The 22,581-nt window shown below is 33.7% G+C and carries 19 protein-coding genes and 4 tRNA genes; 2 read left to right on the plus strand and 21 right to left on the minus strand.

Going from position 1 to position 22,581, the window contains the following annotated elements:
• Nucleotides 1-274: 274 nt before the first annotated feature.
• The 4 genes from F8162_RS07435 to F8162_RS07450 all read right to left on the minus strand — a co-directional run bounded on the left by F8162_RS07435 (nt 275) and on the right by F8162_RS07450 (nt 5,123).
• Nucleotides 275-1,720 carry a recombinase family protein gene (locus tag F8162_RS07435; RefSeq protein ID WP_225990149.1) on the minus strand — a complete coding sequence of 482 codons (1,446 nt, stop codon included), beginning with the start codon at nt 1,718-1,720 and terminating at the stop codon, nt 275-277.
• A 136-nt stretch (nt 1,721-1,856) separates the two neighbouring features.
• Entirely contained in the window at nt 1,857-2,978 is a 1,122-nt protein-coding gene (locus F8162_RS07440) for a hypothetical protein (RefSeq protein WP_151630086.1), read from the minus strand.
• A 22-nt stretch (nt 2,979-3,000) separates the two neighbouring features.
• The gene (locus F8162_RS07445; RefSeq protein ID WP_151630085.1) at nt 3,001-3,729 is read right to left on the minus strand and encodes a hypothetical protein; all 729 of its coding nucleotides are present in this window, start codon (nt 3,727-3,729) and stop codon (nt 3,001-3,003) included.
• A 161-nt stretch (nt 3,730-3,890) separates the two neighbouring features.
• Nucleotides 3,891-5,123, minus strand: coding sequence for a hypothetical protein (locus F8162_RS07450; RefSeq protein WP_151630084.1), 1,233 nt, complete (start codon nt 5,121-5,123; stop codon nt 3,891-3,893).
• Nucleotides 5,124-5,485: 362 nt separating this feature from the next.
• Here F8162_RS07450 and F8162_RS07455 point away from each other — a divergent pair, with 362 nt between their 5' ends.
• The gene (locus F8162_RS07455) at nt 5,486-6,934 is read left to right on the plus strand and encodes a viroplasmin family protein (RefSeq protein WP_098647491.1); all 1,449 of its coding nucleotides are present in this window, start codon (nt 5,486-5,488) and stop codon (nt 6,932-6,934) included.
• Between the two features lie 11 nt (nt 6,935-6,945).
• Complete coding sequence (locus tag F8162_RS07460; protein WP_180228580.1) at nt 6,946-7,314, plus strand: type II toxin-antitoxin system RnlB family antitoxin; 369 nt, start codon at nt 6,946-6,948, stop codon at nt 7,312-7,314.
• 466 nt (nt 7,315-7,780) lie between these two features.
• On the opposite strand, the gene rlmH is transcribed toward F8162_RS07460, so the two are convergent.
• The 17 genes from rlmH to F8162_RS07545 form a co-directional block, all read right to left on the minus strand.
• Nucleotides 7,781-8,260, minus strand: a complete 480-nt coding sequence (gene rlmH / locus F8162_RS07465) for a 23S rRNA (pseudouridine(1915)-N(3))-methyltransferase RlmH (protein ID WP_001027003.1) — start codon at nt 8,258-8,260, stop codon at nt 7,781-7,783.
• 59 nt (nt 8,261-8,319) lie between these two features.
• The gene (locus F8162_RS07470) at nt 8,320-8,505 is read right to left on the minus strand and encodes a CxxH/CxxC protein (RefSeq protein ID WP_001052827.1); all 186 of its coding nucleotides are present in this window, start codon (nt 8,503-8,505) and stop codon (nt 8,320-8,322) included.
• A gap of 53 nt (nt 8,506-8,558) precedes the next feature.
• Nucleotides 8,559-9,734, minus strand: a complete 1,176-nt coding sequence (locus F8162_RS07475; protein ID WP_151630083.1) for a S1C family serine protease — start codon at nt 9,732-9,734, stop codon at nt 8,559-8,561.
• Between the two features lie 63 nt (nt 9,735-9,797).
• Nucleotides 9,798-10,592, minus strand: a complete 795-nt coding sequence (locus F8162_RS07480; protein ID WP_151630082.1) for an MBL fold metallo-hydrolase — start codon at nt 10,590-10,592, stop codon at nt 9,798-9,800.
• Nucleotides 10,576-11,418, minus strand: coding sequence for a two-component system regulatory protein YycI (locus tag F8162_RS07485; protein ID WP_151630081.1), 843 nt, complete (start codon nt 11,416-11,418; stop codon nt 10,576-10,578). The genes F8162_RS07480 and F8162_RS07485 overlap by 17 nt, the downstream gene beginning before the upstream one ends.
• On the minus strand, nt 11,399-12,715 hold the full coding sequence (locus F8162_RS07490) for a YycH family regulatory protein (RefSeq protein WP_151630080.1): 1,317 nt from the start codon (nt 12,713-12,715) through the stop codon (nt 11,399-11,401). The genes F8162_RS07485 and F8162_RS07490 overlap by 20 nt, the downstream gene beginning before the upstream one ends.
• Nucleotides 12,712-14,553 (minus strand): cell wall metabolism sensor histidine kinase WalK, encoded by a 1,842-nt coding sequence (gene walK / locus F8162_RS07495; protein WP_098273042.1) that lies wholly within the window; start codon nt 14,551-14,553, stop codon nt 12,712-12,714. The genes F8162_RS07490 and walK overlap by 4 nt, the downstream gene beginning before the upstream one ends.
• A 3-nt stretch (nt 14,554-14,556) precedes the next feature.
• Nucleotides 14,557-15,264, minus strand: a complete 708-nt coding sequence (walR, locus tag F8162_RS07500) for a cell wall metabolism DNA-binding response regulator WalR (protein ID WP_151630079.1) — start codon at nt 15,262-15,264, stop codon at nt 14,557-14,559.
• A 436-nt stretch (nt 15,265-15,700) separates the two neighbouring features.
• Nucleotides 15,701-15,773, minus strand: a tRNA-Phe gene (locus F8162_RS07505).
• A gap of 41 nt (nt 15,774-15,814) precedes the next feature.
• Nucleotides 15,815-15,890: transfer RNA gene (locus tag F8162_RS07510), tRNA-Asp, on the minus strand.
• Nucleotides 15,891-15,912: 22 nt separating this feature from the next.
• Nucleotides 15,913-15,984, minus strand: a tRNA-Glu gene (locus tag F8162_RS07515).
• Nucleotides 15,985-15,997: 13 nt separating this feature from the next.
• Nucleotides 15,998-16,073: transfer RNA gene (locus F8162_RS07520), tRNA-Lys, on the minus strand.
• A gap of 139 nt (nt 16,074-16,212) precedes the next feature.
• Complete coding sequence (locus F8162_RS07525; RefSeq protein WP_000100234.1) at nt 16,213-17,502, minus strand: adenylosuccinate synthase; 1,290 nt, start codon at nt 17,500-17,502, stop codon at nt 16,213-16,215.
• 215 nt (nt 17,503-17,717) lie between these two features.
• The gene (gene dnaB, locus F8162_RS07530; RefSeq protein WP_001286242.1) at nt 17,718-19,079 is read right to left on the minus strand and encodes a replicative DNA helicase; all 1,362 of its coding nucleotides are present in this window, start codon (nt 19,077-19,079) and stop codon (nt 17,718-17,720) included.
• Nucleotides 19,080-19,106: 27 nt separating this feature from the next.
• Nucleotides 19,107-19,553, minus strand: a complete 447-nt coding sequence (gene rplI / locus F8162_RS07535) for a 50S ribosomal protein L9 (protein ID WP_000864237.1) — start codon at nt 19,551-19,553, stop codon at nt 19,107-19,109.
• Nucleotides 19,550-21,523, minus strand: coding sequence for a DHH family phosphoesterase (locus F8162_RS07540; protein WP_151630078.1), 1,974 nt, complete (start codon nt 21,521-21,523; stop codon nt 19,550-19,552). Before F8162_RS07540 ends, rplI begins: the two co-directional genes overlap by 4 nt.
• Before the next feature lie 78 nt (nt 21,524-21,601).
• Nucleotides 21,602-22,537, minus strand: coding sequence for a YybS family protein (locus F8162_RS07545; RefSeq protein WP_151630077.1), 936 nt, complete (start codon nt 22,535-22,537; stop codon nt 21,602-21,604).
• Nucleotides 22,538-22,581: the final 44 nt, after the last annotated feature.

The raw sequence follows: 22,581 nt of genomic DNA on the forward strand, positions 1-22,581 counted from the left end.
TATTTCCTCCTATTTTTAAAATTACTTTTTCATCATATTAGATATAAAGGAAATATAGTATGGAATATTTCCTATTAATAGAAAATCCATCCTAATTATAACTGATAAGTAATTTAAATTACTATTGTAAAACCAAAAGAAGATGGAGCCTCACAACAGGCTCCATCTTCTACACTCAAAATATATTTTTCGATTTGTTCATTAATATGTATAACTATAGAATCTAATTCCCTGTTACTATTAATATTTATTTTAGTTATTATAAGCTGTAATATTAATTTTTTTTCGTTGGTTCTACTTTCTCTATTAAATCATGAAATCTTATCAATAACTTTTTTATTGTATCTGCAGAGACAGGATTAGATGTATTTTGCTGTAATTCCTTTTCAATACGAACTTTCTGAGCAAAATTCGTTTCTATTTCATTTGAAATATGTTCAAGTCTACTTGTTAATACCTCTTTTGCAATCATTCCTTCCTCATATAAATCAAAAACCCTATTTTTCTTTTTCTCAAAATTCTGTATATTTTTGTTAGTTATATTTAATTCTTCCTCTAATGGTTTAATCTTATTATGTGTATTATCGTTTAGCTTGCTTACGGTATCTTTTAAGATTTTATCGTTTAACACTATTTGATTTATTCTTTTAAAAACCTGTTTCTCAATTTTATCTGCTCTCACTCCATTCGAACGACATACTGCCGTTCCTTTATTTCTCCAAGCTCCACATTGATAATATCTAGTAATGTTTATGTTCCCATCTTTTAACTTTCTTTTTACTCTACCAGCTACCATAGAGGCCCCACACATCGGACATTTGATTAAACCGGTTAAAGGAAAAGTACCATCAAATAGCCTTTTAGGTTTTTGAGATTTTTTCTTATATAGCTCTTGTACCCTATTCCATAAATTTAATGAAATTATAGGATCATGATTTCCAGTGGTATAAATAGGATTTTTATTTATTCCTTTACGCCTTTTCTCACTCCAATTTTCCCTAACATTATATCTTATCTTTCCTATATAAATAGGATTTAATAAAATAGTACGGATAGCAATAGGTGTGAAAAAATTACCTTTCTTAGTCCTATACCCCAGCTTATTTACTAAGTTTGTAATAGCTTTTAATCCACGTCCTTCTGCATATAATTTAAATATTTCTTTTACAATAAATGCTTCCTTTTTTTCTATTTCTAATTTCGTTTTGTTTTCAGTCCCATCTATTTTTACAGTACTATATCCTAATACAATGCCTCCATTCCACTTTCCTTCTCTAGCTCTCTGCTTCATTCCCATTTTTACATTCTCTACAATGCTTTCTCGTTCAAATTCCCCTATAGACGCTAATACATTCATAAGTAATTTTCCAGTAGGCGTCGCAGTATCAAATGCCTCACTACAACTCTTAAATCCCACATTTTTTTTATTTAACTCATCTACAATTTTTAAGAGATCTAAGTGATTTCTAGCTAGTCTATTCGTCTTCCACACCCATATTTCCTGAAACTTATCTTCTTTTGCATCTCTTAACAATCTTTGTAATTCAGCACGATTCTCCATGGCTTTACCACTAATTCCCCTATCAACATAATTATCTACTACTATCCGTCCTTCCTGCTCACATCGCTTTTTTACTACATCTAATTGTGCGTCAATTGAATATCCTTCTTCAGCCTGTTCAGCTGTGGATACCCTTGCATAAATTACCACCTTTATCATTTTACTTCCCTCCTAATTCTTTTAAAGAATCTATTAACAAGTTACTTAATAAATCAATTAACAGATCATATGAAGAATCCTGCATAAGTTATCACCTTTCACATATATAATATTTATTTGAAAATATCATTGTTACTTATAAGCCCACTTGTCCACTTTGATTTATATATAACTCTAGTTTTCTTCTATTTATTTTTAACACCCTAATTCTTTCCCCTTTTACTACAGTAACTTTTGGACACTTCCTGTTGGAGCTTTCATCAATTTCAATAAGTCCCATTTGATATAACCGATCATGTAGCTTTTTTATTGTTAAAGGGAAAACCTTATTTCTCTTTTCCCAAAACGTAAGTACATTATTGTATGTCATTCCAGGTATTAGGTAGTAATAGTCGTCATCATACCAACCATATTGTTGTGATCCACTTTCCTTACCTAATTTCCTTAAAGGCATTTTATTCGATATTATTAATTCTTGAATTGTATTTAGATACATATTCAAAGGATTTTCTGTTTTCATTTCTAAATACTGGCTCTTAATAATACTAATAAATATATTTTCAGCTATTTCTAATCTTTCCTCTGCCTCCTCTATCTCAATTTTCCCAATAGCTACTCCATATTTTAAATATAAATAATATGCATATTTTAAAGACCATACACTATCAATTAATCTAAAATGGATATCTGCGTTTCTATATTTCTCTCGAAATGCATCTAAATCTAAATTAGGTAAACATTTTTCCTTATTTATATAATCCGTTAACCAACTTATAAAATTGTGAATTGCTGTCGGGAGCATAAGAGGCATCTTTTGAAATTTAGTTAATTTACCTAAATCTACACAATCCTTATCTATGGGTAAGCTAATACATCGTGCCATATTAGATTGAATACTAATTGCGTCCTCAGCCGTTATTGCACATAGTCCTCTTGTCATAAATTCTCTCTGTTTGGTTAAATTAATATTACTACGTGACTTTTTTATCCTATCCCCGTACATCCTTAAAATAAACTCAGCCTTATCTTCCATATCTTTTTTCTCAGATAATTTATCTGTAGGATGATAATCATCTACTAACAGCACACAATCTTTGTATTCAAACATCTTTATTTCTAAAGCTGTCTTAGTATCCTTAAAATTGGCTGGGATTTCTGGAGGTAATTGTTGATTAAATACATTAAAAAACAGATTAGCTAAAGTTGTTTTTCTACTTCCTGTTTCTCCATATATCCATAAAGTAAATTTAGGTTCCACATTACTAAATTTCAATAATGTATTAATAGTTGAAAGAATTGAAAAACAAAGGTAATGTTACATCTATAGGTGCTATCTCTAATAGCTCCAATGACTTTTTATATGCTTTATTTTTTCCAAGTCCCTCATCTATAACAATGTTAAATTTCTCTAAACTATTATGTACTAATACAGATTTTTCTTTCCCTACAGCACCTTTACCGTTCAAGTAGTGGTAGTTTCCCCCAATCTTATACCATCCAATACTTTGATATATCTTTTTAGTTTCTATATCTTTACATGCAAGCTTTATTGCACATAGGATTTTTTCATAACATCTACTTGTAGGGAATAGTATGCATTGTATTCCCCATCGATTTTCTATCCAATTTGAATTCTTCAAATCATTCAATTTAACCCTAATACTAGGCAATTTCTTATCACCATTTAAAATCCCCGTTAATTCTATATATTTCTCTTCATTAATCCCATCAGTAATACTAAGTTGCATAACAGGGATTATTATCATATTACATAATTTGATTATTTTCTTATCTTTCTTATAACAAAGCATCCCTTCCTCAGTGACAAAATATTCATTAGATTCATACCACTGCCTAATCTGTTCTATCCCCATTTGTTTATTATTATTTTTTCCAAATAACTCCTTACTAATTTTTTTTAGATTAACATCTTGTAAAAAATTTGTACTTTCCTTTTTCTCTTGACCTATACGTTTAACTCTAACTGTTCTAATACCGTCACCCTTCATATTCTTTAACCTCCTAATTGTTTTACAAGTTGATCTTACCCTATAATTCCGCCTAAAAAATTTTCTATTTTAATGTTTTTATATGCGAAAAATAGGTAAATTTTTTATAATATTATATAAAAAAGAACAATAAGGGACTTATTTTTATCCCTCATTGCTCTTTACATAAAGAATTTTTTATAATATTTTAAAATGCTATCTATTTTCAAAAGTACCTCTAGATTCTCTTCTTTTAAAGCATGTACCATTAATTTCTCTATTGCATTGTACAGCTGTTTATCATTACGTTCTAAATACCTATACTCTGTCCTTTCATTCAAAATTCTATGCATCTCAGTTTTACTTTTTAGTCGTCCAGCACGTAAAAATAGTTTTTTAGTCATCTTATACTCTTCTTGTATTTTTTTCTTCTCTCTCTCTACTTTCTTATCACCTTCCTGATTTATCCTCTCTAAAAATGAGAGCACTTCCCTTTTCTCTTTTGAATTTACTATTTCCTGTAATTCTTGAATAATCTTCATTCTTTCTTCAGCTCTATATCTTAAAACATTCTTTTGGAAAAACTCAAAGTGTGACATTGTTTTTAGATTCAATTTATACCTAGACTGTAAAACCTCTTTTAATGCATTAAGGATTTCTATCTCTTTTTTATTATCTCCTATATAATCGGGTTCAAAATTTAAATCCGCTATAATACAATCCATAGCATCAAAATCTCGCTTAATAATTGCAGTTCGCAATTCTTTCTTTAAAATAGATTTTTCACTTTTTAAAAGCAACTCCAATTTTCTATTTAATCTCTTCGCGAATAAGTAATGTCTATATGGAGGAAGTTGATCAGCGTGTTCTACTAGGCTTGCGGTGTATCTAATTTCAACGCTCTTCTTTTTATTAAGAATATTTGTATTGCTGAATATATTAGTTACCATTCCTTTGAGAATAAACATAAAATAGGGGAAATCTTCTTCGTATATTCTCCAAATCTTCTTTTCACTTTCTGTTAAGTAAACCCTTTTTTCCTCGTTCCCATTATTGGCAAAAACTTTACCTTTATATTCTTCTACATATGTTTCAAAGCATCCAATAAACCCTTCCAAATAATCATCATTTACTATTTTCCCCCTTATAACTTTACGAACTACTAAATTATTTTCATAAAGTATTAGCAGCGATAAAAATATAGCACCTGTATATTCATGAAAATTTTTTTCTTCTATGCTTTTAATACATGTATTAAAAAGAACTTTTTCGTTGGTACTAAACTCTATTTCATTAGAAATAATCTGACTTTTAATGAAATTATATAACTTATCAATTCTCTCCTTGACTACTTTTTGACTGATTTTCGATCCATATTCTCTATTAATTATTTTTACTAAATCTGCCTGTCTCATTATTTTTCCTCATTATCAAATTCATTATGTAAGATAATAAATATGTGGACAGGTGGGCAATTTTATTTAATTTTGTTTCAAATTAACTAATAGACCCACGGTCCCCTGCATTTTATCTTAATCTTTTTCATTCATTTTTCACTTTTTATCCATATCTTAAATTTTTTTCATCTTCCCTATCTACATAAATCGCTTCTTGTAAATCATTAGATTCCATAAAGTAGAAAAAATATTTCTGCATTCTATTTTACTCGTAAGTGATTTACTATTTCAATGCTTAAATAATTGGCTTAATATATAAGTAATAGGGTTGAAGCAAACGTTAAGTTTTCCCACTTGTTTATATAGAAAGGAGATTTATCATGGCAAAAAACAATTTTTATGCTGTAAGAATAGGTCTTAAACCAGGTATTTATAAAACTTGGGCGGAATGTCAAAAGCAAATTAATGGCTTTTCAGGTGCTGTATATAAAAAATTTGTAACAGAGGCAGACGCTTTAGATTACATACAGGAAAAAGAGACTCAGGTACAAAACACTGAGACAAATGAAACAATAGATAAGGCAATAGAAGCACTTGATGAGGAAACATTAATTGCATTTGTTGATGGTACATATTCTAAAGAAAGTTCATTATATGGATATGGCATTGTTTTTATTAACAGTATCGGTGAAAAAGAAACTCTATATGGAAGTGATGATAATGAGTCCTATATAGAATCAGGTAACGTTGCTGGAGAAATTGAAGGTGTGAAAGTAGCTATAACTCACGCATTGGTTCAAGGCTATAAAAAGATAATTATATATTATGATTACGAAGGAATTGAGAAATGGGCCACTAATCACTGGCAAGCAAACAAGGCAATTTCCAAAGATTATGTAAAATTCATTGAAGAAATGAAATATAGCTTGAACATTGAGTTTAAAAAGGTATCAGCTCATACAGGTATAGAATATAATGAAGCAGCTGATCAATTAGCAAAGAAATCACTAGTCCAGAGGGGTATTAAAACTAAAGCTGAAGGAACATTATCAGTTTCAGGTATAGATAAAGACGAATTCAGTGGTATTTTTGAGATTTTAAAAGATTTAAATCCAAAAGTTGAAGTTACCGAGAAAACAGAAATAGAGAATCGTAACGTATATGTTATTTGCTTAAACAAAGATAGGATTGTAGTTACTTTATACGAAAATGGTAGTAGCTTAATTCAAGGTAAACAAAGCTCATTACTGGAGATGTTTACAACTTTAATAGTTGAATTGCTCCCAAATGATAAAGAAGTAATAGAACTTTTAAATACTTATAATTATCATTTAGTTTCGATTCATAAAGGGGATTTGGATACAGCCTTTGTCGAATTATTACCAGATTTTGATTTAGCAAAAACAAATAATCAAACATTGGTTAATACCTTAAAGCAGGCAATTTACAATTCTTTAGTAGATGGTGAAAGACCTGATTATACGGACCTTATAACACCCGTATTTAGAGCTTTAGAATTTTACCTTTATGAAATTTTAATTAATAAAGGTATAATAGACAAATATGATGGAAAACATGGTTTTAACTGCTTTGACACAGCGGATAAGAGTGTATATTTTTTACAAACAGGCCATGAACCTAAATTTAATTCTAATCCAGAACAGTTGACATATTTAAATAAACTCTATAATTTATATCATAACTACAGAAATATCTATAGCCATTGGGATAAAACTGGGTTTACTGAGACTATAGATACTATTGAAGACGCTAGAAAAACTATTAAAGAACATTTAAATAAATTCAATGAATATTATTTAATTTTTTAGGAGGGAAAAGGGTGAACAATATACGTATTTACACATTATCAGATTCAAATGTATATACAGATTTGGTAATCCCTTTATTTTCAGAAAATCCTTTGGGTTCAATTAGAGATTTAGTAAATGAAGGAACATTATCTAATTCAGATGGTATGTTGTTAGTAGATAATATCTTTCGAACAGGTATCAATAACAGACGTTTTTTTGCATTAAATTACTCCCAAGGAGAAGTTGATTTTGATTCACTAAAATTTTTGGAGCTAGATAGAAAAGATACAATTCGAGTAACTGCAAATCAGTATTTAAAGGAATTCCCTGAAATAGTAAATAATTCAATTTTGAGTTCAGCTCAGAAATTACTTTTATTAAAAGGAGTTTCCATCTAAAAGTTATTAGGTTGTAAAGTTGAAGAAATTTAATTAACAATAAATTTTTTATCATCAAAAATTTATTAATGAAATAAATGGCCTATGCAAGAAATTAGCAATCTTGCATAGGTTTTTATTTTTAGCAGTTAACCTCATTTACTTCTGATATGGTTCTCCACGTTTTTCACTTATATTACTTATTTTATTACACTATCTATAACACTAAAATGATTATTACTGATTGCATATAATACTATTAATATCTTATATTTTTAAAGTATTAATTTATTTTTTTCATCAATAAGTTTTTTAAAATTCCTTACAGCTTTAAAAGACACAATGAAGGATTAATATATCTCTCCCTCTACTACAAAACATCTCTATCATAAAAAAATAAGGACTAAGATCTCTTCTTTAGTCCTTATCCCCATACTTTTTATTTAACCTTCAAACCAAGCTTCAAACATTTATGGACAGTTTACCGTTATTTATGATACGGTTCTCCACGATTAATACGAAACGCTCTATACACTTGCTCAAGCAATACTAATCGCATTAATTGGTGTGGTAATGTCATCTTTGAAAAAGAAAGAGATTCGTTTGAACGCTTCATTACTTCTGAACTCAGTCCAAGTGATCCACCAATTACAAATGCAACTTTACTCTTTCCATATGTAGCAAGACGATCTAAGCTTACTGCAAATTCTTCTGATGATTTTTGCTTTCCTTCTATCGCTAACGCAATGACATGCGTATCGTCAGAAATTTTATCCAGTATACGTATACCTTCTTTTTCTTTTACAATTAACATTTCTGCTTCACTTAAATTTTCTGGTGCCTTTTCATCTGGCAATTCAATTACTTCTACTTTTGCGTATGCAGATAATCGTTTTAAGTATTCTGCTATACCTTGTTTTAAATATTTTTCTTTTAATTTCCCAATTGAAATAATCGAGATATTCACACGTATTCCCCACCTTACAAACATGTTATCCACATAACTTATCCACATATCCACAAATGTTACCCACATATTGTGTGAGAATCTGTGTTCGATACAACATATGTCGCCTCGTTTTGACAAAATTCACATGTTTTTTTCTCTTTTTCTGAGTTATCCACATTGTTAATAACTGGCGCAACTTCACACTCATCCACAATAATATCTAAAGCTAATTCAACATGCTCTAAACAACAAGGTAAATTCATATTCTTCACCTCACTTTTCTACAATAGAAAACAGGAGGTAGGCCCTCCTGTTTTTAATACTTTTGAATGCCTAGTTTAACCGTTGTTGTTGCTCGTTTTGTACCACGATAAAACGTAAGGGTCATTTTATCATTAATTTTTTTATCATATAAGGACGTACGGAATCCGATAATATCGCGAACCGGTTTTCCATCTACTGCTACAATCACATCGTGTTCTCGTAAACCAGCATCTACACCTGGCGAAGGACTTTTCACATCTAAAATGCAAACTCCTTCTGTTACATTAGCTGGTAAATGTAATGTTTTTGACCAATGGTAATTTGGAATCTCATTTAACGATCTAAGTTCAATTCCAACATACGGTCTTCTTACTTTTCCGTACTTCTCTAATTCATTCATAATAGGAACAGCTCTAGTAACAGGAATAGCTAGTCCAATTCCTTCTACTTCTTTTGCTGCAATTTTCATTGAGTTAATGCCAATTAATTGACCTGCCGCATTTACAAGCGCACCACCACTATTACCTGGATTAATTGCTGCGTCTGTTTGCAATACTTCTACTTGCCAATCATAATGTCCATCTTGATCTAAATCTACAGGGACAATACGTTCATTAGCCGAAATAATGCCTTGTGTGACAGTTCCAGAAAATTGCAGCCCAAGTGGGTTTCCAATCGCAATGACCGGTTCCCCTCTACGAACCGTATTAGAATCGCCAATTTCAATTATTTTTTTCACATGCTTTGCATCTATTTCTAGTACAGCTAAATCTGTGACTACATCGGTTCCTAATACTTTCCCAGGAACCTTCTTACCGTCACTTAAACTTACTTCAATACGATTTGCTCCAGCAACAACATGATTATTCGTTACAATATAAGCTTGGCCATCTGTCTTTTTATAAATTACACCCGATCCTGTACCAGCTTCTGAATCTGCCTCTGAAAAATTATCTCGTTGAATATTAATAACGCCCACAACAGCTTCAGACGCACGATCAACAGCATCAACGAAGCTAATCTGTTTAATTCCTTGAGCTTCAGCCATATTACTTCCACTTGCTTCAGCTTGCGGAAGTGCCCCCCCATCATTCGCAAATAAAGGAGCTCCAAATGCAAATAACGAAGCTCCTACAATTGTTCCTGCTATGCTAGAAATAACAATACCTTTATGCTTCTTTTTTCTTGCACGTTTCATACGATAATTTTCTTCATCAATAAAGGACATATTTGTTCACCCATCTTCCTGAAAACAACTATATTCACCTTTATTGTTTACTAAAATGAAGAATTATACGTATTGAATTTTTGTAGGCATTTTCGGATCTGTATCATGAATTTCAAAGGCTTCTCCCACGCCAAATCCTTTTTCCTCTAATACTTGCGATACTGACATACGTGCTAGTTCTTTCATGTTATTATCTAAACTTAGATGGGCCAAATAAATATGTTTTGTCTCATCTGTAATTACATCCGCCATCGCTAATGCAGCGTCTTCATTACAAACGTGCCCTACATCACTTAAAATACGTCGCTTAATGCTCCATGGATAACGTCCCATACGAAGCATTTCCACGTCATGATTACTTTCAAACACGAAAGCATTAGCTCCCTTAATAACACCTTTCATACGGTCACTCACGTATCCCGTATCTGTAATAAGGGCTAACTTTCTATTATCGTTATGAAAAGCATAGAACATCGGCTCTGCCGCATCATGAGAAACCCCAAATGACTCGACCTCAATATCACCGAATGTTTTCACATCCCCAACTGAGAAAATAAACTTTTGCTCAGTTGGGATATTTCCTATTAAATGTTCCATTGCATTCCATGTTTTCTCATTTGCATAAACAGGCAAATCATATTTACGTGCCAATACACCTAACCCTTTAATATGGTCACTATGTTCATGTGTTACAAGAATACCCGATACATCATTTATATTTAGTTCTGCCTGTTTAAATAAAGCCTCTGTTGCTTTACCACTTAAACCTGCATCGACGAGTAATTTTTTTTCATCTGTTCCTACATATAGCATATTCCCTGTACTTCCACTTGCAAGTACGCTAAAATGCAAACCCATTCTTTCTCACTCCAGTATGTTCATCAACCACTTGATTTTCCCTTTCCCCTAATTCCATAACTTGTCCTTCAATTGCATTTACAAAGAAGTCCTGCTTCTGCTCCGTTTTTAAATTCCATGTTGGAGCGAGTACTTGGTTATTAGAAGTAGATGCGGTAAGGGTGGCATAACCAATTTGCGCTTCTTTTACATGTGTATTCCCATGAACTTTATTTTTTAAATATAGATTTTCTAAAGCCGTTTGAGCAGTAATAATTTCTTGCTGTTTCGTTTTTTCACTTTCGCCCATTTCTTTTAAATCAGTTAGCATCGTCTGCGTGTACGACACAAGTTCATTTTTTTCATTTAATTCCACAACAATCATTGCCTGATCGTTATAGAAAATAGGCTTATCTTTATATTTTTGGAAGAAGTAAATTTTAGAGTCTTTCATCGCCCCAAATTCATACTTTTGTCCATCCAATACATAGTTCTTCAAAAAATCACTATACTTATCTTTGGATAATGATTTTGTATTTAAAAAGGGCTCTTTTAGCTTACTTTCTATCTTGTACATATTTTGTATATGCGCCGTTTGACCCTTTAAAGACTGTACATCTTCTTCTTTAAATGCCTTGTTTTCCGCCCTAATAAATGACTCTTTTTTCGGTTCTTTAGGGAAATTACCCATAGTAATTTTGTTTGCTTTTAATTCTTGATCTATCTTTGTTTCTGCAATAAGCTCCAATTGATTACTATCTTGCTTTTGAATGAATTGAAAAATGAGAAAGAGGTCCAAAACAAAAAAGGTCACAATAAATATGGTTTTAATCCGATCCCAATCCATTTAGTCCTCCCTCACTCCACTCATATATTTTTTGTTTGCCAGCTTCATCTTCAACAAACTTTACATACCAAATTGGCTGTAGTCGAGCTACTTGCCCATCTAGTGATAATTTGTATCCAATACCAATGTCTTTAATGAATCGTTTATCTACCGCGGTATTATTTTCTAAGGATGCTATTACAACATGACCTGATGGAAGAGTAACCTTTTGTTCTATACCTTTCGTATTTAAAGACAACAGCGGTCTTTCATATTCCATTACTTCTTCTGATCCCCATACTTGTCTCAATTCAGCTAATCCATCTGTATTGAATACGGAATATCCATCTTCGTGTAAACGGAATACTGTCTGTCCTTTATTCATATAGTCCAAACGATATGAATCCAAACTCCCACTGTGACCATTTACAAAATCAAAGCTTTTTTGTAAAAGCATTAAATTATCTGTCGTTTTCTCACTTGAAACAGAAGAATTTTTATACTTTAGCATATGCTGATCGTTTTCAATCTCCATGGATCTAATACCATCTGTAAATGTTTCTTTCGATTTCTCAGTAATAGGGCTTAAATAACGTGGGTCACTAAAAAGAGCATTCTTAAATGTATCAACCGCTAAATTAGATGAAATATATGTTATATTACTTAATTCTGTCGTTCCATCTGGTAAAAATAGCTTTTTCATATCATTAATTTGATAGTCAAAATAAGGCTTTGCCGATACTATAAATTGATTTTGTGCATTTACAATATCTTTTAAATACACACCACTTAATTTCGCTTCATATATTCTAGAGTTATCGCCATCAGAAACAAAATTAATTTTAATTTCTTGATCCCTACTTCTAGAAGGGTCAAGAATAATTCGATTAAAATATTTAGGCTTATTTATACTTTTTTCTTTCATATTAAACATAGATTTAACTGCATCAAATGGGATGTTAGTAGGAAAAACAAGTTCAATTTTCCCTTCACCATGCACATAAGAAAGGAAATCAGCTTTAGCAATCGATATCTCTTTGAAATCATATAATTCCCCTGCTTCCAAAGGTTTATAGATTGATTCTACATCTCCCTCTCTTTTGCTCCCGTAATGATTTTTATCTTTATGCACGATGATAGAAGTAGGGCGGACAACATCAGCGATTTTAGTTTGAGTAGTTCCTTCATTCCCCTGCACAAATTTTGCGTTTTGCATAGACGTAGAATCTGGCACATACGTCCATAAGTTAAAAGTAAGAAATAGGCTAATTACAACTAAATTAATTAAAACTATCGTTTTAACATTTTCCATACTCATTCCCAATCGTCCTCTTCATCCGCTGCCATTGGCAATGTGAAGTAAATAGTTGTCCCTTTTCCTTCCTCACTCTTCGCCCAAATCGAGCCACCATGTGCCTCAATCATTTCTTTCGCAATTGCTAATCCAAGTCCTGTACCACCCATTTGTCTTGAACGTGCTTTATCTACGCGATAAAAACGTTCAAAGATTTTATCGACGTTTTCTTTTGGAATACCCATTCCTTGGTCACTTACACTAATCTCTAATAATTCCCCGCGATCACGTAAGCGATATGTTACTGTTCCACCTTCTGGTGAATACTTTAATGCATTCGAAATAATGTTATACAAAACTTGCGTAATTTTATCCGTATCCATATCAATAAATCGGGATTTTTTAGAGAAAGATCGTTTGAAACTTACGTTTTGCTCTTTAGACATTTCAAAACGATCAATAATGTTATTAAAGAAGTCAGTAAAGTCGATCCATTCTTTCATTAAACGATGTTCTGTACTATCGAGCTTAGAAAGTTGCAATAACGCATTTACAAGTCTAATCATTCTTTCTGTTTCTTCTTGTGTAACTGTTAAAAATTGCGGTGCAATATTCGGATCTTGCCACGCGCCGTCCGTAAGTGCCTCTAAGTAACTGCGCATCGTTGTTAATGGCGTTCTTAATTCATGGGAAACGTTTGCCACGAACTCGCGGCGTTCCCTCTCTATACGCTCCTGCTCAGTTACGTCATATAATACGGCTATTAAACCATTTGCTTTCCCTGTCTCTTTTTGAATAACAGAGAAACTAGCTCGTAAAATATATGGCTCATTTCTCGTACTAAAATCTAATAAAACAGAATCAGGCTCTTCGTATAAATGATCGAGCGTAAATTCTTCCTGTATCCCTAATACTTCTAAAACAGATTGATCGAGTGCCGTTTCACGCGAAACATTTAGCATCTTTTCCGCAGGATCATTTAATAAAATAATGTCCCCTTTTCGGTCGGTAGCAATTACTCCATCTGTCATATGTGATAAAACGGATGATAATTTACGTCTTTCACTTTCCGTTGAAGAACGAGCTTGTTGTAATTTTTTTGATAAATTATTGAAAGATAATGCTAATTGTCCAATTTCATCATGGCTATGCACTTTTACTTTTCTTGAATAGTTTCCTTTTGCCATTTCAATCGCTTGTCTTCGCATATCTGATATTGGTCTCGTAATCGTTTGAGCTAACAAAATTCCAAGTACAGCTGTTACGAGTAATGCAATAACGGTTCCAGTCGCAAAAATTTGATTAATATCCTTCATCTGTTTATAGACATCTTCCATAGATGCAACAATGTAAATAACACCAAGTGGATCCTTGCCGTTATCATCTATAATAGGAGTAAGCATAACTTGTACACGATGGCCTGTGCGACCATCCTTCTCAATTTTTACTTCTGGTTTTTTTTGTACCAATACCCGCTGAACAGCTATATCAGTTGATGTTCTATTTACCTTGTTTTGCTTTGACTCATCTGAAATAGCAAGTAACTTTCTATTCGAATCAAATACACTTACCTCTTGGATATCTTTCTTACGATCAGAGGCAAATTTTCGAATTGAAGTTTTAATCGTTTCATCTGTTGATTCTGTTTCTGCTTTTGTATGACTTTTTTTAAACTCTTGTTTCAAGTTATATGCTAATAAGTTCGTTTGCTGCGTTAAAGAATCTCTAAAGCCTTGTACAAGACTCTTTTCTAACTCCCTTACGAAATATACTCCAATAACTTGCATTGCTATTAATATTAATAGCATATATATGAGTACAAATTTTAAATGAATAGATTGAAAAAAACCAACTTTCTTCATATACTATTCCTGCTCTGGGTCACGCAAGTAATACCCTACTCCACGTCTAGTGACAATTAATGTAGGATGACTTGGATTATCTTCAATTTTTTCACGTAAACGACGCACTGTTACATCCACTGTACGTACATCTCCAAAATAGTCATAACCCCAAACTGTTTGCAATAAATGTTCGCGTGTCATAACTTGTCCTAAATGCTTCGCTAAATAATGTAGTAGCTCAAATTCACGATGTGTAAGTTCAATATTTTCCTCACGTTTCGTTACACTATACGCATTTGGATTAATAACAATTGGTCCAATAACCATTTCCGTATTTTCTTCTTTTTCTGAAGCACCACCTTGTTGATGACGACGTAAATTCGCCTTCACACGAGCAAGTAATTCCCTCGTACTAAATGGCTTCGTTACATAATCATCTGCTCCAAGCTCAAGCCCTAATACTTTATCAATTTCAGAGTCCTTTGCTGTAAGCATAATAATCGGCATTTCTGAGCTTTTACGTATTTCACGACAAACCTCTAAGCCATCCTTACCTGGTAGCATAATATCTAATAAAACCATATCCGGCTGCTCTTCATTCGCTTTTTCAATCGCTTCATCACCATCATGCGCCATTACAATTTCAAAACCTTCTTTTTCTAGGTTAAACTTCAAAATATCCGCAATCGGCTTTTCATCATCAACTACTAAAATTTTCTTTCCCATCATCGTCTATTTCCTCCTTATAAAGTGAAACTTTAATCAGTGGGGGTTTTCTTCATCACCCACCGATTATTAGCCCTCACCAATTGGGCATTTACGGGCAGCTCGCTCCCGCACCTAACTTCTTTACCTTTGCTGAATTTTTGTGCGTGGTCTTACTGCCCGGTAAATAGCGGGGTAAAAATATGGTCAATATCCCTAAACACATTGATGTCTACATAGTATGTCCCTATATGACCGCATCTTTTGCTTAAGTACTTTCTCCTCTATTCTCACAGACTCATGTATGATCCACTTTTACACGGAATCCTATACGATCTATAGAAAAACCTCTAGCTTCAACTGCTAGAGGCTCCTCATTCTATTTTAAAATAACTACTCAATTTTGTAAAATTACACAAATAAAAAGGATATTAAGTGGGCCCACTTAATATCCTGAGAGTGGCTCGGGACGGAATCGAACCGCCGACACGAGGATTTTCAGTCCTCTGCTCTACCGACTGAGCTACCGAGCCAAAACTATATATAAAACCACTAATGGTGGTATAAACAAAAGTGGCGGTCCCGACCGGGGTCGAACCGGCGATCTCCTGCGTGACAGGCAGGCATGTTAACCACTACACCACGGGACCAAAAATGAACATAAAAAAAACATGACCCGTACGGGATTCGAACCCGTGTTACCGCCGTGAAAGGGCGGTGTCTTAACCACTTGACCAACGGGCCACGAAAAATAAAATGGTGAGCCATGAAGGATTCGAACCTTCGACCCTCTGATTAAAAGTCAGATGCTCTACCAACTGAGCTAATGGCTCATTCTCACCAACGTCATATTTTCGTGACGACAAGATGTATCATAACATGTTTTCTTTATTTTTTGCAATACCTTTTTTTATTTTTTTATAAAAGATAAAAAAAACTCATGCGGACATGAGTTTTTCTCAAAAATATCAATTAAGCTTCGTATACGTTACGAACAATATTTGTTTGGTTACGATCTGGTCCAACTGAGAACATAGATAATTGAATTCCTGTTAACTCAGAAACACGTTCTACGTATTTTCGTGCATTTTCAGGAAGCTCGTCTAATGATTTTACACCAGTAATATCTTCTGTCCAACCTGAAAGTTCTTCGTATACAGGCTCACATTTCGCTAAAATGTTTAAGTTTGCTGGAACTTCATCGATAACTTCGCCATTGTATTTGTAAGCAACACAAATTTTAAGAGTCGGAATACCTGTTAGAACGTCAATAGAATTTAATGATAAATCTGTTAAACCACTAACACGACGTGCATGTCTTACAACAACGCTATCGAACCAACCTACGCGGCGTGGACGACCAGTTGTCGTTCCATACTCACGACCAACTTCACGAATTTGATGACCAATTTCGTCATTAAGCTCAGTAGGGAATGGACCATCACCTACGCGGCTTGTATATGCTTTACACACACCTACAACGCGAGTAACTTTTGCAGGACCAACTCCAGTTCCAACTGTTACACCACCAGCAATCGGGTTAGAAGATGTAACGAACGGGTACGTACCGTGGTCGATATCAAGCATAACACCTTGTGCACCTTCAAATAATACACGGTGATTGTTATCTAGTGCATCATTTAATACAACAGACGTATCACATACATATTGTGCGATTTGTTGTCCGTACTCGAAGTACTCTTCGAAGATTTCTTCTACACTGAAACCTTCTGTATCGTACATTTTTTCAAATAAACGATTTTTTTCTACTAAATTGCGCTCAAGCTTTTCTTTAAATGCTTCACGATCTAAAAGATCAGCCATACGAATACCAATACGAGCAGCTTTATCCATATATGCAGGACCGATACCCTTTTTCGTTGTACCGATTTTGTTATCACCTTTACTTGCTTCTTCTAACTCATCTTGTTTTAAGTGATAAGGTAAAATAACGTGCGCACGGTTACTTACACGTAAATTATCAGTACTTACACCACGATCGTGTAAGTATTTTAACTCTTCAAGTAATGCTTTCGGATCTACTACTAAGCCATTTCCGATTACACAAATTTTCTCTTTATAGAAAATACCAGATGGAATTAAGTGTAATTTATATTTAACTCCGCCGAAAACAATTGTATGTCCCGCGTTATTTCCACCTTGATATCTTGCAACTACTTCCGCATGCTCAGAAAGAAAATCAGTGATTTTACCTTTTCCTTCGTCGCCCCATTGTGTTCCTACAACTACTACTGAAGACATTATTAAAGCACCTCCGCGATTTTCAAACGATCTATTCAAACAATATAATTGTACCAAAACCGAAAAAGAAGTCAACCAAAAAGCGAACATTTTTTTATTAAAAAACATTTTCGTTCGTAAGAATTATATTTTCACATTATGAAAGCCTTATCTTCCCTATAAAAAAAAAGAAACACATCTTATTATAAGAAATGCATTTCTTTTTTATACTATCTTTATGCAGGCGGCGCATGTCCATCCTCGAAGCGACGTTCTAAGTTAACGAACTTATTGAACTCTTTAACGAATGCCAGCTCTACTGAGCCTACTGGACCGTTACGCTGCTTTGCAATAATAATTTCAATCGTATTTTTATTTTCCGTTTCTCGGTCATAGTAATCTTCACGATATAAGAAGGCTACAATATCAGCATCCTGCTCGATACTTCCCGATTCACGAATATCAGACATCATCGGACGTTTATCTTGACGAGATTCTACACCACGAGATAACTGTGACAAGGCAATAACAGGCACTTGCAATTCACGCGCAATCCCTTTTAATGTACGAGAAATCTCAGATACTTCTTGTTGACGGTTTTCTCCTGATTTCCCGCTTCCTTGAATAAGCTGTAAATAGTCAATCAAAACCATCCCAAGACCTTGTTCTTGCTTTAATCTACGACATTTCGCTCGAATCTCATTCACTTTAATCCCTGGTGTATCATCAATATAAATACCAGCATTAGAAAGGCTACCCATCGCCATTGTTAATTTCGCCCAATCATCAGAAGTTAATGAACCAGTACGAAGTCTTTGTGCATCAATATTTCCTTCTGCACAAAGCATACGCATAACAAGCTGATCAGAGCCCATCTCCAGACTAAAAATCGCTACATTTTCATCCGTTTTCGTCGCTACATTTTGTGCGATATTTAATGAAAATGCGGTTTTCCCTACTGATGGACGTGCCGCTACGATGATTAAATCATTTCGCTGGAAACCTGCGGTCATCTTATCTAATTCAGTAAATCCAGTTGGTATCCCCGTAACTTCACCTTTTTGATTATGCAAAAGTTCAATTTTATCGTAAGCATCTACCAGAACATCTTTAATGTTTTGGAATGCTTTTGCATTCGTTTGGTGAGATACTTCTAATATTTTTTTCTCAGCCTCATTTAAAAGGCCATCCACATCATCTTCTCTCTCATATCCATCAGACACGATATGAGTCGCCGTTCGAATCAAACGACGTAATAGTGCCTTTTCAGCGATGATTCGTGCATAATATTCTACGTTAGCAGCAGTTGGAACAACTTCTGCTAATTCTGCTAAGTAAGAAACCCCACCAACTTCTTCTAATAATCCTTGATCAGCCATTGCTGATGTCATTATTACTAAGTCAATCGGTTCTCCTTTATCAGATAACCCAAGCATGACCTCAAAAATCTTTTGATGTTTCGTTCGATAAAATGAGTCAGGTACCAATAGTTCCGATGCTGATGTTAATGCATCTTGATCAATTAATATGGCCCCTAAAACCGCCTGCTCAGCTTCTATATTATGCGGAGGGGTACGATCAGCCATTACATCACTCATACGCAATCCTCCTTGCTCAACTTATTTTTATTGTTCACTAACATGAACTTTTACTGTTGCTGTTACTTGCGGATGCAACTTCACAGTAACGTTTGTATAGCCTAATGCACGAATTGCATCATCCATTTCAAATTTACGTTTATCAAGTTTAATTTTATGTGATTTTTGCATTGCATCTACGATTTGTTTACTTGTGATTGAACCGAATAGACGGCCACCTTCTCCAGATTTCGCCTTTACTTCTACAGTTAGTTTCTCTAACGTTTCTTTCAACTCTTTTGCATTTTCAACCTCTGCTGCTGCATCTTTTTCTTCTTTACGCTTTTGAGCTTCTAAAGTTTTCATACTGCTATTTGTCGCTTCAGCAGCTAATCCTTGTTTTAATAAGAAGTTATTTGCATAGCCATCTGGTACGTTTTTTACTTCTCCTTTTTTCCCTTTACCTTTTACGTCTTTTAGAAAAATTACTTTCATGATTGTGTGCCTCCCTGTAAATAGTCATCAATAACAAATCGAAGCTTCTCCTCAGCTTCATCTACTGTAACATTTTTCATTTGTGTGGCTGCATTCGTTAAATGCCCGCCACCGCCTAAATTTTCCATAATTAGCTGCACATTCACTTCACCTAAAGACCTGCCGCTAATTCCAATGAAATTCTCGCCACGTTTTGCGATAACAAATGACGCAATAATTCCTGTCATTGTTAATAATGTGTCCGCTGATTGTGCAATAAGCACTTGATCGTAGTAATCATCACTATCAACTTTCGCAATCGCAATTCCATTTGTATAAATGTACGCATTTTTAATAGCTTTTGCAACCCGTAAATACTGAGCCATATCTTCTTTTAACAGCTCTTGTACAAGTACAGTATCTGCACCATGTGAGCGTAAATAAGAAGCGGCATCAAACGTACGAGCACCTGTCCGGAATGTAAAGCTTTTCGTATCAACAATAATACCTGCTAACAACGCTGTCGCTTCTAACATTGTCATTTTTAAATTTTTCGGTTGGTATTCAAGTAATTCTGTAACAAGTTCTGCCGTGGAAGAAGCATATGGCTCCATGTAAACAAGCAATGGATCTTCAATAAAATCTTCTCCTCGGCGATGATGGTCAATAACAACTACATTTTCAATTTTACGTAACAGCTTTTCTTCCATAACCATTGAAGGTTTATGCGTATCAACAACAACAAGTAATGAATCATCATTGGCAAATTCCATCGCTTGTTCTGGTGTAATAAAGTGAGACCATAACTCCTCATTTTGTTTCACTTTATCCATTAAACGCTTAATTCCCTTATCAGAGTCATTTTCATCTAGCACAATATATCCTTTACGCTCATTTAATTGCGCTACCTTTAAAATACCAATCGCAGCACCAATTGCATCCATATCAGGAGCCCTATGCCCCATTATAATGACATTACTACTTTCTAATACTAAATCCTTTAATGCGTGCGAAATAACTCTGGCACGTACACGAGTACGTTTTTCCACCGGATTTGTCTTACCACCATAAAACTTAACTTTACCTGTTGCTTGCTTAATAGCTACTTGATCTCCACCACGTCCAAGTGCAAGGTCTAAGCCGGACTGAGCCATCGCCCCAAGCTCTGATAAAGGTAAATCACCTGATCCAACACCTACACTTAAGGTGAGTGGTATATTCCTTTTAGATGTTTCTTCACGCACTTGATCTAAAATGCTAAATTTCCCTTTCTCCATCTGTGCTAAAATACTTTCATTTAGCACAACGAAGAATCTTTCTGAAGATGCACGTTTTAAATATGCCCCGTACTTAACGGCCCATTCATTTAGTCTTGATGTTACAAGACTTGTTATATTCGTACGTAATTGATCATCTAATCCTTGTGTAACTTCATCATAATTATCTAAATAAATGACAGCCAAAACAGTACGTTGATCCTCGTACATCTTTTCAATCTCTGTTTGTTCCGTTACATCAAAGAAATAAATTAACTTTTCTTCTTTCCTTACAAAGACACGAAACTTTCGATTATTTAAAGAGACTATATCATCGGAAGTTTCTCCCTTAATAAAAAGAAGTAACGTTTCTGATACATCATAAAGGTGCCATCCAGCTAATGCATGCTGTCCTAGGCATGAAGATAAATAAGGATTCGCCCAATCAATCCCATAATCCTTATTGTATAACAAAATACCAATCGGCATTTGGTTAAATGCCTCATTACTCACTTTCTTTACCCTTGTAATCATCTCTGTCGTATGTTTTTCAAAGTTCTTTTGAAAGGTAAGTTCAAATCTTACAACAACAAAAAGTACAATACAAAAGATAAAAAAGGCGGCTATCCCCATCATCAAATGAAAATAACAGAGGATCGAAATGAGCACAAACACGAAAAATGCCAATACGTAAACAGGATATAAAAACCACTGTTTCTTATAAAATTCAGGCATGTATACAACTCCTATAAAGTAAAACTAACTCACCTTCCAGTTAGTTAAACAGATTAAAATAGTATAAGGAATATTACTTTATCCTCCTATTTTAGAACGCAATGAAATCCCTAAATCAATTATACCTAAGATTGTCACAAGAGGAAACAGCATCGGAATAAACATGCAGACAATAAAACTAATAATAGGAACCCCTTTCGTAAAACCTTTGCTATGCGCTATAAAAGCGATAAATGTCAGACCTTGCAGCACTAGTAGTAAAGCAAATATGACATATAGGTTAGAAAATACCATATGTAAATATGATGTCGGTTCTACTTTTATAAAAGTTGATAGCAAAATAAATATAACGTAATACCAAACAATACTCTTTGGTAATTGTATATCTTTAAATTTAGGCCAAGGTATAACGTCATGCTTTAGTTTTCTCAAAACACTACCTGATATCATAACTGTAATCCAAGAAAAACATACCGAGACCATTACAAGTAAACTTGGGAATAACGTTTGTAACACATCATTAAATTGTGCAAATAATTCTTTTTGCTCTTTACTAATCGGCATACCAGCAGCAGTGACTATCTTTTCACTTTGCGCCATACTTTCATTAAACATATTTTGCATTTGCTTCATTAAATCTATGTTAAAAAACTTTATACTTGCAACATAAATGAGCATAATACCAATTAAGTACGCAAGCGTCCCCGCCATCAAAATTTCTACCGGCTTTTTTCGTTTTTTATACATATATCCTAAAATGATACCTATCAATCCAAACATAGTTGTCTTTACTAGGTTCATCGGTTGACTGACAATAACAGTAATAAAAAGCGCCGCCGTAAAAATTACAAAGGCGTTAGATAATCTATATCTTATCGTTAGCAATATAAACGGCAATGGCAATGCAAACGTTACAACTGCACCTAAAATTGGAACGTACATAGATATAAGCAATAACATTGCATATATCGCTAACAGTGCTGCACCTTCAGTAATAAATTTCGTATTTTTCATCATCTAACCTCTCTTTCAAAAAAAGAAAAGCATAGCAAAATGCA

Origin of the sequence: Bacillus sp. CH140a_4T (genome assembly GCF_008923725.1) — a bacterium.
Lineage (GTDB): Bacteria > Bacillota > Bacilli > Bacillales > Bacillaceae_G > Bacillus_A.

Excerpts from the sequence above, each read along its gene's own strand:
- walK (WP_098273042.1), bottom strand. The coding sequence starts at position 14,553 with ATGAAGAAAGTTGGTTTTTTTCAATCTATTCATTTAAAATTTGTACTC.
- F8162_RS07450 (WP_151630084.1), bottom strand. The coding sequence starts at position 5,123 with ATGAGACAGGCAGATTTAGTAAAAATAATTAATAGAGAATATGGATCG.
- dnaB (WP_001286242.1), bottom strand. The coding sequence starts at position 19,079 with ATGAGTGATGTAATGGCTGATCGTACCCCTCCGCATAATATAGAAGCT.
- F8162_RS07525 (WP_000100234.1), bottom strand. The coding sequence starts at position 17,502 with ATGTCTTCAGTAGTAGTTGTAGGAACACAATGGGGCGACGAAGGAAAA.
- F8162_RS07435 (WP_225990149.1), bottom strand. The coding sequence starts at position 1,720 with ATGATAAAGGTGGTAATTTATGCAAGGGTATCCACAGCTGAACAGGCT.
- F8162_RS07470 (WP_001052827.1), bottom strand. The coding sequence starts at position 8,505 with ATGAATTTACCTTGTTGTTTAGAGCATGTTGAATTAGCTTTAGATATT.
- F8162_RS07490 (WP_151630080.1), bottom strand. The coding sequence starts at position 12,715 with ATGAGTATGGAAAATGTTAAAACGATAGTTTTAATTAATTTAGTTGTA.
- F8162_RS07445 (WP_151630085.1), bottom strand. The coding sequence starts at position 3,729 with ATGAAGGGTGACGGTATTAGAACAGTTAGAGTTAAACGTATAGGTCAA.
- F8162_RS07475 (WP_151630083.1), bottom strand. The coding sequence starts at position 9,734 with ATGTCCTTTATTGATGAAGAAAATTATCGTATGAAACGTGCAAGAAAA.
- rplI (WP_000864237.1), bottom strand. The coding sequence starts at position 19,553 with ATGAAAGTAATTTTTCTAAAAGACGTAAAAGGTAAAGGGAAAAAAGGA.
- F8162_RS07480 (WP_151630082.1), bottom strand. The coding sequence starts at position 10,592 with ATGGGTTTGCATTTTAGCGTACTTGCAAGTGGAAGTACAGGGAATATG.
- F8162_RS07545 (WP_151630077.1), bottom strand. The coding sequence starts at position 22,537 with ATGAAAAATACGAAATTTATTACTGAAGGTGCAGCACTGTTAGCGATA.
- F8162_RS07455 (WP_098647491.1), top strand. The coding sequence starts at position 5,486 with ATGGCAAAAAACAATTTTTATGCTGTAAGAATAGGTCTTAAACCAGGT.
- F8162_RS07485 (WP_151630081.1), bottom strand. The coding sequence starts at position 11,418 with ATGGATTGGGATCGGATTAAAACCATATTTATTGTGACCTTTTTTGTT.
- F8162_RS07540 (WP_151630078.1), bottom strand. The coding sequence starts at position 21,523 with ATGCCTGAATTTTATAAGAAACAGTGGTTTTTATATCCTGTTTACGTA.
- walR (WP_151630079.1), bottom strand. The coding sequence starts at position 15,264 with ATGATGGGAAAGAAAATTTTAGTAGTTGATGATGAAAAGCCGATTGCG.